A 13625-nucleotide genomic window follows, 5' to 3' on the forward strand; every position below is an offset into this window, starting at 1 on the left:
CGTCGATCGGCCCACGCGGTGCGCGGGCCGTCGCGTCATCAGTTTAGGGGCAGGACATCCGGGAAGGTCCAGCTGCCATCGAGGATTTCGGCGCGTGGCTGGTATAGCCGGACCGTGTAGTTCCAGCCCGGCGTAAGAGGGATGCAGTTGATCCGGCCATCCTCGCAGCCACCGAAATGGATGGTGAAGGAACCATCCTTATTCGGGGTGGCCGAGGTGTTGTTATAGCTGTTCCGCCCCAAATCGTTTGGCGCGAGGAAGCCGTCAGCGTCGTAGACGGTGATCGACCAGAACGCGTCCACCGGAACGTCTTGCAGCGTCACGGCATGGGGGGTCGCGCCGTCATTCCTATCGACGGCGTCGACAAAGGCGCTGGCCGTCGTGGCCGGCTGCCCCGCCCAGCCCGCCATCCCGATCAGATGGCCCAGCGGGTCCACCTCGTCGCGGCGGCCAAAGGCGATGCTGGCATCAAGGCCGACGGCAGCGGCGAGGTCACTGACCGCCTTCCGTGCAGCGGCAAGGGCGTCGAGATCCCAGTCCGGAGCCTCGAAGGGGCCGGTTCCGCCGCCTTCGAGGCGAATTCCGTCCTGCACCGCATGGGCGCGCGCCGTATCGTCGGGATCGCCCGCGTCGATGAAGGTGCGGAACAGGAGCATCGCGAAGCGGGTCCCGACCTCGTCCTCGGTCAGCTCGTATGCACCGGGTTCGGCATAGGCAAAGTTGTAGTGGTCCTGGCTGATCACCAGCACCGACTGGAACCGTCCGTCGCCCTCCGGCAGCGTCACCGTCACCGGCTCGGACAGATCGATGAGGGCGGACGAATACAAGGTGTCCTGGTTGGGCCGGATGACTGGCTGCGGCTTGTCGGCGGAGGTTACCTCGCGCTCATGGGCGATCTCGCCGACACCTGTTCCGTTGTTCTTCATAGTGAGCCGGAACATCGTATCGCTCTCGGCGCGCATGAGGTTCCGGATCGTGATATCTTCGGCGAGAACTGGTGCGGGTGCGCAGAGGGCAGCGGCAAGGAGAAGGTGTTTCATTTTTCTGTCCTTTCTGTCAGTTCGCGGGCTCGACACCCGGGAAGACCCAGCTTCCATCCAGCACTTCCGGCGCTGCACGATAGAGCCGCACGGTGTATTGCCACCCCTCGACAAGCGGCAGGCAATTCACGCGCCCGTCCTCGCAGCCGCCCAGATGCACGGTCATCGAGCCGTCCTCATTGTACGTCCCGCTGACGGAGTTGATGACATAGGCGTCCATCGCGTTCGGCGCGAAATAACGGTTTGCATCATAGAGGCTGACCGACCAGAAATCCTTGACGGGCACGTCGGCCGGCACTTCGATCTTGTATTTCCCGACCGGCAGGTTCGGCGAGATCCCGAGATAAAGTGCCTCATCCTCTGGCAACCCACCCCAGCCACCGGCCGTCCCAATGAAATGCCGCACTGGATCGACATCCTCCTTCTTGCCGAACATGTGGAAACTGTCCGGAAGGTAGGCGCCGACACCGACGGCGGCCCTTACGAGCCCTATATAGTCCTCTTCGTCATAGGGCGGGACGATGAAGGGTTTGGACGAGGCAGCGTCGATCGACATCTGGTCCTGGATCGCGTGCACGGCGGCCAGGTCCGCGGAATCGGTCGCATCCAGCAGGACGCGCAGATAGACGGCGACATATGGCGTGTCAAACGTGTCCATATCGAGTGTATAGGCGCCGCCACCGTGCAAGACCTTGTTCAGGTAGTGGTCCTGGTTGATGACCATCGCCGACATGTAGCGGTCGCCGACATCCGGAAGGGTGACCGTCGCGCCCTTGCTGATATTGATGATCGCGACGCTATAGAGAGTGTCCCGGTTCGCGCTGATGGTGGTCTGAGCATGGACGGGCATCATTTCGCGGAAGTGGTAGAACTTGTTTACCCCTCCAGCGAGGGCAACATATTTGCCGAACTCGATATCTGTCGCGGCACGGATAAAGTTGTCTACCGTGACTGGGATTTCCCTGCTGTCGGCAAGTTGGTCCACTGTGGTGTCGAAGTTTTGGGCATGAGCGGGACCAGAGACGATCGCGGCCAGGAATGCAAGAAACAAAAATATGCGGTTTGCCAACTGTTTACCTTTCATGAGTCGCCCCTCAAGTCTTCGTTTTCCTGGCGTTTTATCATAGTGCGACCGGTCATTTTGTGACAAAGAGACGCTATGAGACAGAAGTTGGTCAACATCATCGAACTGGCGCACGTCGTGGACATTCTTGACAGCTTCGTCCCGAAACACGTCGTCGAGAGTGCGCTCCGAACGGCTGGTCTCGACCGTAAGATGCTGTCAGAAGGAACCGGGTTTGTTTCCTACGCTGCTGAGGCCGTCATTCTGGAGTCCGTCGCCCGCATGATAAGCGATCGCCATCTGGGTGCCAGGGTTGGCTGGGCCTTCGACTACTTGGCTTACGGAGCTTATGCGAACTACGTGCTGGGCGCACCGGATCTGCGATCTGCGCTTGACCGCGGGCGACGCGCGCTGTCGCTGACGCATCCTGGCTCTGAAATCGTGATCCGACAGACTGACACGCACGTTGTCGTCGGACGAGACTCGAAAGGCTTCTCGGTCGTCGGCCACCGACACCTCGACGAAGGGGCGCTGTTCGTTATTTCCAAGGTGGCCAGGCATTTCCTCGGCACGGACTGGCAGCCCGATTGGTTTGAACTTCCCGATGGCAATGGTGACGACAAGTCAAAGCTTGCAGATCTGTTCGGCGCACCTGTTAGGACGGGAGCCCAGTCACCGTCCGTCGCGCTTCGGCTTTGCGACCTTGACACGCGAAACCCGCACCCCTTGCAGTCTCGGAAGACTATTACATTGGGGGACCTGGGTGCGCTCATGGGGGTTGAGCCGGTTCAGTCCATTGAAGGCGCGGTTTTGCAAATCATGCGCGCTCATCTTCCGACAAGTGTGCTTTCCGAGAGCAAAGTTGCGGCCCATCTTGCGATCGGCCCCAGGTCACTTCAGAGGGCCCTTAGGGCGGAAGGGACGGCATACAGGACAATCCGCTCTATGCTCATCGAGGAGCAGGCGCGCGAAATGCTTCAGAAATCGGACATTCCGGTCGAACGGATCGCCGAAATGCTGGGATACAAAGAGCCGAGAAGCTTTCGCCGTGCGTTCAGGGAGTGGACCGGCTCTTCACCAAAGAGCTTCCGGGGAAACCGAAACACAAACACTTGAGTCGTTGCCGCTGATCACATTCGCATATACACGATGGATTTTCTGGAAACGCTAGGCGTCCCGAAGTCTGCCAAAAAATTTCGAATTTCCCAGACCTGCGCTTCGTCCGCTCTGCCGGCATTTGCCGTTCTTGAGAATGTGCGGCCGCAGCGAATGGCAGGTCCGGCGACGCCGCACTGCGGAGACTGCAAGCGGGGAGAAGGGCCGCAAAGGGCCGTCCCTGTTTGGGTTTGTGGTTCTCGATGGGTAGAATGCTGCAACTGACCCAATGACCGCGAAGAGCCCAGAGTGCAAATTGCTGCGGTCGGCCCAAATACGTGCGAAGCGTGCGTCGCTGCCGTTGGTCCTACAATGGACGGCCCATTCCGGACGTTGACCGCCACTCGAAGTGCCGCAACGCAGAGTTCTTCACAATCATATTTGATCCTATTGCATGTTCTTTCTGCTCACTCAGACGCGACGGGCTGTTAACGGACCATGGACGCATCTCTTTTTCGTTGTGCGTCTCGGACCAGCGCCGCAAGCCGATAGAAGCCGTGTGCCATTTTTGTGTAGGGCGTCAGCAGGAAGAAGGTCAGGACCGATCCGAGGTGGATGGCCAGCAGTGCGGGCATCAGAGGTGTTGAACCGAGGGCGTAAAGAACCAGCCCGCTGAGCCCCACAAACCCGAGCAACAGGATGAAGCCGATATCCCCGCCCCAGGCCGACGGATCGCCGAGGTCTCGGTCTGACTTTAGCTTGAGCAGCGCCATCGCACCGCACCCCACCGTCAGCAGAAGCCCCCCGGAAATCCCGAACAGTTTCGGCAACGACCAGAACCCGTAAGTCGCGTACATTCCGAAGACATAGTGCATGATCGTCGCCACCGAGGTCGACGCAAAGCACAGCAGAAAACCATACATAACAGCGTGGTGGATGTGACGTCGGCCCTGACTGAACCGGTCTTCGTCCTCAAAGTTACAACCCTCGCCATGGCCTGCGGCCAGATCCTGCATCTTGCCCGCGCGTTTGAGCGCAACCGTCAGATCAGACATCTGGATCGGTTTGCCACCAACCTCTGCCCAATAGCGCCTCAGGCTGAAGGCGATACTGAACAGAGGAAGCAGGAATGCAGGCGCAAAGATCGCGACCATCGCGTTGTGGGACAGGACGGCATAAAACCCTTCGCCTCCACTGGAACCGATGGCGCGGGTCGCCCAGAACAACAGGGCAAATCCGACCACCAACGCCAGGGCGATGGCTCCGCCATGGGTGTGGAACCGGCGTGCCAGCGGCTGCGGCCAGGCGAAGCTTTCCCAACTGTCTCGCCGCACTTCAGCCAGCGCCTTGGGCAGGTTCAGGTCAAACGCGTGCGGGGCGGTGTACTGACAGGCGTAGTAACAGCCCCGGCAGTTGTGGCACAGGTTGGCCAATTGCGTGATGTCCCCATCCGAGAACGCGCGCTCTGCGTGCAGCGACGGGAAGACCGAGCAATAACCCTCGCAATAGCGGCAGGCGTTGCAGATCTCGGCCTGGCGGCGGGCTTCCTGAATAAGATCAGTTTGCATAAGCGGCGGCCTCTCGTCCTGCGATGCGTCCAAAGACAGTTCCGATGGTCATGCCAAAGCCCGCCAGATAGCCTTGCCCAAGGATGGACCCGGCCATCGTTTCCCCGGCCGCCCAAAGGTTTTTGATCTTGCCGCTTGGGGTCGAGCACTGGGCTGTCTCGTCAACCTTCAACCCAAGATAGGTAAAGGTCACGCCGGTCCGCATCGAGTAGCCGTAAAACGGCGGTTCGGTAATTGGGCGCGCCCAGTTGGTCTTGGGCGGGATCAGGCCCGAGGTCGCCACCCCGTCCAGTTCGGTCGGATGAAACCCGCTGGTGTCACCGCAGGCGGCGTTGAATGCGCTGACGGTTGCTTTCAGTTTCTCCGCGGGCAGGTCCATCATCCCGGCCAATTCGTCCAACGTGTCCGCCTTTAGCGGAGGGAACACGGATGGCATGAACAGGTTCAGCGATTTGGCGTCGATGATGGCATATCCCACCTGATCCGGCTGCGCCGCCACCAAACGGCCCCAGATCGCGTAGCGTTTGGGCCAGACGTCTTCGCCCTCGTCATAGAACCGCTCAGCATGTTTGTTCACGACGACGGAAAACGGAACGCAGTCCAGACGGGTGACGATGCCGCCGTCGAATTTCGGCGCGCGCCCGTCGATGGCAACGGCGTGGCATTGGGTCGGGTCGCCAACGCTTCCTACTCCTTGGTCCAGTAGATCAGACAGGACAACGCCTCGGTTGTAAGGCGTTCCCCGGATCAGGAAGTTCTTGGCAGGTTCACCCCAGGCTCGGGTGAGCCAATCCGTGTCGGCCTGAAAGCCGCCGGAGGCAACGATGACCGCCTTGGGCGCGATGCGATGAGACTGGCCTTCATAGCTATAGTCGACCCACTCGATCCGATCACCATTCAGTTCCAAATGCGTGACGGCGGCTTCGTACAGCACATCTACACCCAAACCTGCCGCCGTGCGGTAATAGGCATTCACCAGAGATTTGCCGCCCCCCATGAAAAACGCATTGGTCTGTGCCAATGACAATGTGCCGGAAAGCGACGGCTGAAACCGGACCCCGTGTTCTTGCATCCAGGGAAGGCATTCTTCCGACGTGCGGATCGCCAACCGGGCAAGATGTTCATCGGTTTTTCCACCGGTGACTTTCAGCAGATCCGAGAGGTATTCGTCTTCGCTATACGCCTCGACGAGCGGACCCAACGGGCCCGAATGCATGCAGCGAAAATTGCGCGTATGGCGTGAGTTTCCGCCGCGATAAGGTTTTGGCGCCGTTTCAAGGATCAGAACACGGGCGCCTGCCTCGGCTGCAGTCATCGCAGCGCAGAGAGCCGCATTGCCGCCACCGATCACAGCGATATTGTAAGCTTCCTTTGGGGTGGCCATATCCTGTCTACCTACTGGCTTTCGTCGATTGAGCGGTCGCGGTCCTGCAACGCGCGGATGCGCATCCGCTGCGCAGCCTGAATATGCGCGCGCATCTCTGTCTCGGCCGCTGCGCCATCGCGGGCTTTCAAAGCCGCCATGATGCGCCGATGCTCGGCCACTGCGGCCTCGGCGCGGTCGCTATCCAGCAATTGCGAGGGACCCAGGATCAACAGCGCCTTTTGCAAGGACAACATGGATTTTGCCAGAAATCGGTTCTTGGCCGCATCCAGAAGTGTTTCGTGAAAGATCTTGTTGATTTGGGCCGCATCGGGGCCAGTACCCGCCTCGGCCAGCCGGTCGTTCAGAACTTCAAGCTCGTCCAGTTCGACATCAGACGCCGCGCGGGCTGCCAGACGGGCCGCTGTCCCTTCAAGCACGGCGCGCATCTCATAGAGTTCCATGACCTCGGCGTAATCCAGACTGCGCACGGTGGCACCTTGCCGTGGCACATGTGTGACCAGCCCGTCGGCTTCCAACTGCCTTATCGCCTCGCGCACCGGGGTACGGCTGACGCCCAACCGTTCCGAGAGCTCAATCTCGCGCAGCCGGTCGCCGGGCAAAAGAGTGCCCTCGCGAATCTCGCACAGCAGGCGCTGATACGCAGAATTGCCTTGTGGGCCAGGTTGTAACGGGTCGTCCTGAAGGGTCATCGCAGGCTCTCTTGTCATCTTGCGTCCAGTTGTATACACATGGATACATTATAAGTCAACGAAGCTGGAACGCTTACCTTGCACAGCCAAACCGATACCCCCTCTCTTCTGACGAAACGGGCCGTCACGCTCGGCCTGGCGGTGTCGGGCACTGGGGTATTTTGGGCGCTAAACCTGCCGCTACCTTTTCTGTTCGGGCCAATGAGCGCATGTTTGATTGCAGCTCTTGCGCACGCACCGATGGAAGGCTTTGGAAAGGTCTCGGTTGCCGCCCGCACTATACTGGGCGTGGCGGTAGGGGCATCGATTACGCCGGCTCTGTTTGCTGAATTGCCAAAAATGGCCGCGTCAATTGCGCTGATCCCGTTCTTCATCCTGCTAATCGCGCTGGTAGGTGTGCCATTCTTTCGCAAATTCTGGGGCTTTGACTCCACAACGGCTTTCTACGCAGCCATGCCGGGCGGTTTGCAAGACATGATCATCTTTGGCACTGAGGCGGGGGCCAATCCGCGTACCTTGTCCTTGATCCACGGTACGCGCGTGCTGATCATCGTGACGTTGGCCCCCTTGTTCCTCACCGTGCTCTATGATGCCCAACTCACCAATCCGATTGGCGAGCCCGCGCACAACCTGCCAATACATGAATTGGCGCTGATGGTTCTGTCCGCCATTATCGGCTGGAAAGGCGGGGAGCGGATCGGCCTGTTCGGGGCGTCAATCCTGGGGCCAATGATCCTTACGGCCGCCTTGTCACTGGGCGACTTCATTCATACCCGACCGCCTCGCGAGGCCATACTTGCAGCGCAGTTTTTCATTGGCTGCGGAATTGGTGTGAAATTCGTAGGTGTCACATGGGTCGAACTACGCCGGGTAGTGGCAGCGGGCTTCGCCTATGTCATTGTCCTTGCCGTCCTGGCAGCCGCTTTCACCGCCGTTGTCACCACCTTGGGACTGGGCCAACCTGTCGAGGCGTTTCTGGCCTTCGCGCCCGGTGGGCAGGCAGAGATGACGGTGCTGGCCATCGTCTCGGGCGCGGATTTGGGCTTTGTGATCACCCACCATCTGACAAGGATCGTGCTGGTGATCATCGGTGCGCCCATCGCCGCAAATCTTATTCTGCGTTGGTCCAAACCTCGGGGTTGATCATGTTGATCGGAGCGCCTTCGGCATAGGCGTTCACCTGATCGAAAATATCCGCGAATTGCAGGTCGAACTCGTCTTCAGTCACAAAGCCGATATGTGGGGTCGCGATCAGGTTGGGATGTGACAAAAGCGGGTCGGTCGGATCAATCAGTGGCTCGGAATCGAACACATCAATCGCCGCTTTGCCGGGGCGACCGACGTTCAGCGCCTCAAGCAAAGCACCAGGTGCGATCAGCCCGGCTCGCGAGGTGTTCACAAACAGTGCCTCCGGCTGCATCTGTGCGAAATCCGATGCGGTGATGATCCCGCGCGTATCCGGTTTCAAGCGCACATGGACCGAGACAACATCGCTGCTGCCAAAGAACGCTTCACGGCTGGGCGCGACCTGCGCGCCATCGGCCTGCGCACGCGCCCGGCCTTCTACGGATGACCACCAGACCACATTCATCCCAAAGGCCTCGGCATAACTTGCAATGGCGCGAGCAATGCGGCCATAGCCATAGAGCCCCAACTGACGCCCCCGCAGCGTCTTGCCCACGCCCGCCTGCCAGTGCCCTGCTTTGACCGAGGCCATTTGTGCGGGCAAATCCCGCATCCCGACCATGATTAACGCCCAAGTAAGTTCAGCTGCAGCATAAGACGGCGTTCCACCATGCATGTTCGAACACAACAACACGCGGTGATCTGTACAGGCTTCGACATCGACATGAGGATAAACGCTGCGCTGGCTGATCAGTTTCAGGTTCGGTAACTTCCCCAGCAAGGAGCGAGTGACTTTGGTACGTTCGCGGAACAGCACCAGCACCTCTGCTTCCTGCAATCTCTCGGCCAGAGTGTCAGTGTCTTCGACATGATCCGTCCATACCGACACCTCATGACCCGTGAGTCTCTCAAAGCAAGGCAGGCCACGCAGCGTGTCAAACCAGTCATCAAGAATGTGGACCTTCATCGGCTTTCTATACCCTGCTCGGTGTTCAGTTTTCTTGGCGTCGGCACAAAATGACATGTGTCGAGAGCGGCAAGTGCATTGCGGACCCGTTCGCTTTGATCCAGCAGATGGTTGAACTGCTCATCGCAGCCAGCAATCGGTGTCGGATAGACCGCGATGTCCCGCCGTAGGGCCGACTGCGCCAACATGAGTTCCTGACGCGCGATATCGAGGCATTCCGAGTAGTTGTCCATCGTGTCCTCCCATTATGTATACAATAGTATACTATTTGGGTTGCACTTGATCAACTCCTGTTCCAAACAGACTCAGGCACATAAACATGCCCGTCCGCCAACTTGCGCGCGGTCCGCACCAAACCCGCCGCGTTCACTGTGAACCCGTCGGTGGTGGAAAAATCCACCAACACGTCGATATTGCCCGAGGCGTGTTCCAGAACGACTTCAGCCGGGCTGTTCGTGGGGCGATCCAGCAAACCGTCGGCGACGGTTCCGGGAGTCAAAGCGCAAGACGCCATGCATTGCGCGCCGGTGACCGCCATGGTCGGGTGGGTTTTCCACGGCATGAAATACCGCACTGCGAGCGTTCCGCCCTCTCTGGCCGGAGCAACAAGGCCGAACTTAGGGGTGACCGATTTGGACACATCCCCCATACCCATCCGCTGCCCTGCTTCGATCCTAACGGCCTCCATCCGGTCAAAGAACGCGCGGTTTGCGTCAAGTTCCTTGGCGCTCTCATAGCCCGTCAATCCGAAGTCTGTGGCGCGGGCGATAGCCATCGGCATAGCGACATCCATGAAGGTCAGTTCGACGCCCTGAACTGCATCGCGCAGGTTGCCCGTAGGCAGGAACGCTCCGGTGGCCGAGCCCACCACGCCCATGAAACTCAACTGCACCGGCGCTGAATGACCGGGAACGCCGGCGATCTCCGCATCACCCTCATAGGTCAATTCGCCCCCGGGTGTATTCACCTTGGCCACGACCCGAGCCCCAGTGTTGACGGCCCGAATGCGAACTTCAGTTTCATCACCCTGCGGTTTGAACAAGCCCATCTCGATGGCAGCAGGGGCAACCCCGGACAGGATGTTGCCGCAAGTCGGTTTGAAATCGACCAGCTTGTCCTCGACCGAGACCTGCGCAAAGAAATAGTCGATATCGGCCCAGTCATCCTCGCTGACCGACAGCATCGCGACCTTTGTGGTCACCGCCGCGCCGCCGCCGATGCCGTCGATGTTCAGCGACTGCCCGGACCCAAGAGCGGCGATCAGCACCTCGGCCAGCGCGTCCAGATCCTCAGGCAAATCCGAGCGGCGGAAATACGGGCCTTTCGACGTGCCGCCACGCATCAAGATATAAGGGATTGCGGTTTGAGTCATTTTGAACCCCTCACTTCAACGGCCAGGGCAGGCTGACCATGTCCTGCAACAGGCCTGGCGGGAAATCGCGGTTCAGAGCGCCCGCCATCAGGCACATGAACCCGATGCCGCAGGCGGTCAGGATCAGAGTCATCTGCCAGCTGGACCCGGCGCGGATACGGAGAAAGGCGATCAGGAACCCTATCAGGGCGAGGATGAAGCCCACCACCCACGTGGCCGCGATCATACTGGCGAACCACGCCAGAGTGGACCACAGACCGTGGGGTGCGCTGGCGTCTTCACCGGCGATTTCCTTGTCGGAAAAGATCACGTCGCCTTCGGGACGTCGCATCATCTGGATCAGAAGGACCACGCAACAGAATAGCGAGACGCTGCCGATAACCAGCGGGATGATCTTGTCGGTCATATTGTAGTCGGGGATCATGTTGGCGTTGACCAATGCGACGATCAGATAGGCCATGATCACCAGCAGAAAGATAAGCGGCGCGCGTTTGGTACCGGCCTGAACATCACCCTCGGCCATGATCATCTTGGCCTGCCGGATACCCAGAATGACCGAAACAACCGTGACCACGATCAGCACGATGACGATAGGGCTGAAGACATATTCCATCCCCTCGCCAAAGCTTTTGCGGAACCGGAATGAGGCGATCTGGAACGCCTGATTGGTGAACTTCTCAACCGGGTTCGACAGAACGAAACCGATCAGGAAGGCCGGGCGCGACCAGTCGAAACGGCGTAAAAAGATGCCGATCAGGCCGATCACGAACAGGGCCAGCAAGTCTTCGAAGTTTTGGCCGGATTGGAACGCCGCAAAGCTGATCAACATGAACAGGAACGGCGCCAGATAGGTGAAGCGGATCGTGGTCAGCTTGGCGATCCCGCCCGATGCCGCGATGCACAGGATGGTCCCGACGACGTTGGCCAACGCCAGCAGCCAGACGATCGAATAGGTGATGTCGAGATTGTCCTTGAGCATGCTCGGACCGACCTCGATATCGCCTGACCCCAGCAAAGCCACCGCGCCGATGAAGATCGCCATCGAGCCTGAACCAGGGATGCCAAACAGCAGAGTTGGCACCAGCCCTCCACCCTCTTTGGCGTTGTTCGAGCTTTCCGGGCCGATGACGCCGCGCACTTCGCCTTTGCCGAAATTGCTCTTGTCCTTGGTCGATTGCACCGAGTGACCGTAGGCGATCCAGTCGACAACCGAGCCGCCGAGGCCGGGAATGACTCCAACAATCACGCCAATGATCGAACAACGCACCGACAGCCATATATTTGCGAACCAGTCTTTGACGCCGTCCAGCCAACCGGCGCCCAGTGAGGCCCCCTTGGCAATCGACCGATCTTGACGCAGCAGCGATACGATCTCGGGCACCGCAAAGATACCCAGGCCAACGATGACCAGCTTCAAACCGTCCGTCAGATAAGGAATGTCGTAAGTTGCCATGCGCAGCGAACCGCCTGCATCCGCCTCACCAATCGTGCCGACCATCAGGCCCAGACCGGCGGCGGCGACTCCTTTCAGCGGGATCCGCCCGGCCAAAATGGCGACCATCGACAGGCCGAGAATTGTGATCATCAACATCTCGGGCAGGCCGAAGGCCAGAACGATGGGTCGCGCGATAAGTATGAACATGGTCAGGAAGGTCGCGCCGACGAGCCCTCCGAATAGGGACGAGGAAAAGGCTGCTGACAAGGCCCGTGCAGCCTCGCCCTTTTTCGCCATCGGAAAGCCGTCCAGCACGGTGGCCTGCGAAGCAGAACTGCCGGGGATGCCCATCAAGACGGACGCAAACGTGTCCGAGGTCGGCACCACCGCGACCATCCCGATCATCAGCGCCAGACCAAGGATCGGGTCCATTCCGAACATGAAAGGCAACAGCAGGGACAGACCGGCAATACCGCCAAGCCCCGGAAAGACGCCCACAGCCAGCCCCATGACGACGCCGAGAATGAGATACCCCAGAACGATGGGTTGCAGGATCAAACCCCACGCGTCACCAAGCGCAGGTAGAGCGGTGGCGAAAACCTCCATAGCGGCCGCCTTTCATAAACTGTTTTGTATGTAGAGAAACGCGCGCCCTTCGTTGGGCGCGACGACGTGTCAGCTTAGTTCAGCTCGACGCCGTAGGCCTCTTTCAGCCAGTTCAGGACGTATTGCTTGGCATTGTCATCCACATTGGTCGCCGTCTGCAGAGCAGATTTCGAGCCGTCGCCGACGAACACCGGATACTTGCCGACGTGCTTCGAGGAGATATCAGCAAAATCACCCCGCTCGGTCACTGCTTGAAACGCTGCGGTATAGGCGTCGACGACGTCTTGCGGCGTGTCACCGGGCAGGAAGGCCAGCTTTTGAACCGGGAAACCTGCCACGAAGAAGGCTTTCCATGCGTCCCATGCCTCACCACTGGTTTCGCAGCCATCGGTGGCCTCGCAGACCTCCTTGAAAGTCGGAATGTCCGGGAAGGTCGGGTCACGAACGATATTGCCATCAGCATCCAATGCGCCCCAAGTCATCATGGGAACGGCCTGACCGGCTTCGACCAGCGGGACCGAACCACCCAGATAGCCCGAGGACGTCTGGTAATCTATATTGGCTTCACCACGTTCAAACATCAGCCGACCATCCCCGCGGCCTTTGATCCCAAATACCGGTTCCACATTCATACCCAACATCTGCCAGGCCAGCAGAGGCACAAGGTCCAAACGGGTTGCACCCTGCGAGCCGTAGATGAAATTGGTGTCCTTCAGCGCATTGGCAGAGCCGTCAAACTTGGTTCCGTCCTCGGCGTTCAGATACGCAACACCACCCGTTCCAGATGCCATTACCGGAATCCAATCGTTGTATTCATAGCGTACGCGGGGATCGCTCAGCAGATACGGGAACTGAGTAGACCCGGACGTGCCAAACAAAAGGGTACCGTCATCATGGCTTTTTTCCTGAAACCAGTTCGCGCCTTTGGTTGATCCCGCGCCCGGCATGAACTTGACCACCACAGTCGGCTGACCGGGCAATGCCTCGGATAATAGTGGCGCGAAGAAGTTGGCCCATTTAGCCGACCCGCCCGTTTCCGAGAACGGAATGACCCATTCGATGGTCTTGCCCGAGAAATCGACCTCGGCAGCGGCAGGTGCAGCGAATCCGGCAGCGGCGATCAGCCCCACGACGGCACGACGAGTGAAGTTGGAAATGGCCATTGGTTCCTCCCTGTTGACCAGACAACCACGTCGGCGCCCTCCGCGCCACCGTGATTGCAATTAGAACTGCGGGGTTGATTCCCCCTCCCATCTGGCAATCATGGGGCGCCAACCT

Annotated in this window: 12 protein-coding genes; 2 read left to right on the forward strand and 10 right to left on the reverse strand. The window is 59.3% G+C overall.

The features are described from left to right. Positions 1 to 38: 38 nt before the first annotated feature. Together ACR0M9_RS10080 and ACR0M9_RS10085 are read right to left on the reverse strand one after the other, a co-directional pair. Positions 39 to 1040 (reverse strand): DUF1214 domain-containing protein, encoded by a 1002-nt coding sequence (locus tag ACR0M9_RS10080; RefSeq protein ID WP_480773487.1) that lies wholly within the window; start codon positions 1038 to 1040, stop codon positions 39 to 41. 16 nt (positions 1041 to 1056) lie between these two features. After that, positions 1057 to 2124 (reverse strand): DUF1214 domain-containing protein, encoded by a 1068-nt coding sequence (locus ACR0M9_RS10085; protein ID WP_480773488.1) that lies wholly within the window; start codon positions 2122 to 2124, stop codon positions 1057 to 1059. 75 nt (positions 2125 to 2199) lie between these two features. Here ACR0M9_RS10085 and ACR0M9_RS10090 point away from each other — a divergent pair, with 75 nt between their 5' ends. Continuing rightward, entirely contained in the window at positions 2200 to 3219 is a 1020-nt protein-coding gene (locus tag ACR0M9_RS10090; protein WP_480529167.1) for a helix-turn-helix transcriptional regulator, read from the forward strand. Between the two features lie 467 nt (positions 3220 to 3686). Here the strand turns inward: ACR0M9_RS10090 and tcuB are convergent, their stop codons facing one another. From tcuB to ACR0M9_RS10105, 3 genes are read right to left on the reverse strand one after another with little or no spacing between them, the layout of a single operon-like run. Continuing rightward, positions 3687 to 4766: a tricarballylate utilization 4Fe-4S protein TcuB gene (gene tcuB / locus ACR0M9_RS10095; RefSeq protein WP_480773489.1), complete on the reverse strand. Its 1080-nt coding sequence runs from the start codon at positions 4764 to 4766 to the stop codon at positions 3687 to 3689. Beyond that, entirely contained in the window at positions 4756 to 6150 is a 1395-nt protein-coding gene (tcuA, locus tag ACR0M9_RS10100; RefSeq protein WP_480773490.1) for an FAD-dependent tricarballylate dehydrogenase TcuA, read from the reverse strand. The genes tcuB and tcuA overlap by 11 nt, the downstream gene beginning before the upstream one ends. Positions 6151 to 6161: 11 nt before the next feature. Further along, positions 6162 to 6842: a GntR family transcriptional regulator gene (locus ACR0M9_RS10105; RefSeq protein WP_480773491.1), complete on the reverse strand. Its 681-nt coding sequence runs from the start codon at positions 6840 to 6842 to the stop codon at positions 6162 to 6164. A gap of 78 nt (positions 6843 to 6920) precedes the next feature. Between ACR0M9_RS10105 and ACR0M9_RS10110 the strand changes: the two genes are divergently transcribed. After that, entirely contained in the window at positions 6921 to 7985 is a 1065-nt protein-coding gene (locus tag ACR0M9_RS10110) for an AbrB family transcriptional regulator (RefSeq protein ID WP_480773492.1), read from the forward strand. On the opposite strand, the gene ACR0M9_RS10115 is transcribed toward ACR0M9_RS10110, so the two are convergent. From ACR0M9_RS10115 to ACR0M9_RS10135, 5 genes are all read right to left on the reverse strand, one after another. Next, positions 7954 to 8934 carry a D-2-hydroxyacid dehydrogenase family protein gene (locus tag ACR0M9_RS10115; protein ID WP_480773493.1) on the reverse strand — a complete coding sequence of 327 codons (981 nt, stop codon included), beginning with the start codon at positions 8932 to 8934 and terminating at the stop codon, positions 7954 to 7956. The genes ACR0M9_RS10110 and ACR0M9_RS10115 overlap by 32 nt on opposite strands. Next, entirely contained in the window at positions 8931 to 9167 is a 237-nt protein-coding gene (locus tag ACR0M9_RS10120) for a hypothetical protein (protein WP_480773494.1), read from the reverse strand. Before ACR0M9_RS10120 ends, ACR0M9_RS10115 begins: the two co-directional genes overlap by 4 nt. Before the next feature lie 50 nt (positions 9168 to 9217). Then, entirely contained in the window at positions 9218 to 10306 is a 1089-nt protein-coding gene (locus ACR0M9_RS10125; protein ID WP_480773495.1) for a 4-oxalomesaconate tautomerase, read from the reverse strand. A gap of 10 nt (positions 10307 to 10316) precedes the next feature. After that, entirely contained in the window at positions 10317 to 12347 is a 2031-nt protein-coding gene (locus ACR0M9_RS10130; RefSeq protein WP_480773496.1) for a tripartite tricarboxylate transporter permease, read from the reverse strand. Positions 12348 to 12421: 74 nt separating this feature from the next. Beyond that, complete coding sequence (locus ACR0M9_RS10135; RefSeq protein ID WP_480773497.1) at positions 12422 to 13510, reverse strand: tricarboxylate transporter; 1089 nt, start codon at positions 13508 to 13510, stop codon at positions 12422 to 12424. Positions 13511 to 13625 lie beyond the last annotated feature (115 nt).

The organism is Ruegeria sp. CH2, from assembly GCF_056537065.1.

Excerpts from the sequence above, each read along its gene's own strand:
- ACR0M9_RS10080 (WP_480773487.1), bottom strand. The coding sequence starts at position 1,040 with ATGAAACACCTTCTCCTTGCCGCTGCCCTCTGCGCACCCGCACCAGTT.
- ACR0M9_RS10085 (WP_480773488.1), bottom strand. The coding sequence starts at position 2,124 with ATGAAAGGTAAACAGTTGGCAAACCGCATATTTTTGTTTCTTGCATTC.
- ACR0M9_RS10090 (WP_480529167.1), top strand. The coding sequence starts at position 2,200 with ATGAGACAGAAGTTGGTCAACATCATCGAACTGGCGCACGTCGTGGAC.
- tcuB (WP_480773489.1), bottom strand. The coding sequence starts at position 4,766 with ATGCAAACTGATCTTATTCAGGAAGCCCGCCGCCAGGCCGAGATCTGC.
- tcuA (WP_480773490.1), bottom strand. The coding sequence starts at position 6,150 with ATGGCCACCCCAAAGGAAGCTTACAATATCGCTGTGATCGGTGGCGGC.
- ACR0M9_RS10105 (WP_480773491.1), bottom strand. The coding sequence starts at position 6,842 with ATGACCCTTCAGGACGACCCGTTACAACCTGGCCCACAAGGCAATTCT.
- ACR0M9_RS10115 (WP_480773493.1), bottom strand. The coding sequence starts at position 8,934 with ATGAAGGTCCACATTCTTGATGACTGGTTTGACACGCTGCGTGGCCTG.
- ACR0M9_RS10120 (WP_480773494.1), bottom strand. The coding sequence starts at position 9,167 with ATGGACAACTACTCGGAATGCCTCGATATCGCGCGTCAGGAACTCATG.
- ACR0M9_RS10125 (WP_480773495.1), bottom strand. The coding sequence starts at position 10,306 with ATGACTCAAACCGCAATCCCTTATATCTTGATGCGTGGCGGCACGTCG.
- ACR0M9_RS10130 (WP_480773496.1), bottom strand. The coding sequence starts at position 12,347 with ATGGAGGTTTTCGCCACCGCTCTACCTGCGCTTGGTGACGCGTGGGGT.
- ACR0M9_RS10135 (WP_480773497.1), bottom strand. The coding sequence starts at position 13,510 with ATGGCCATTTCCAACTTCACTCGTCGTGCCGTCGTGGGGCTGATCGCC.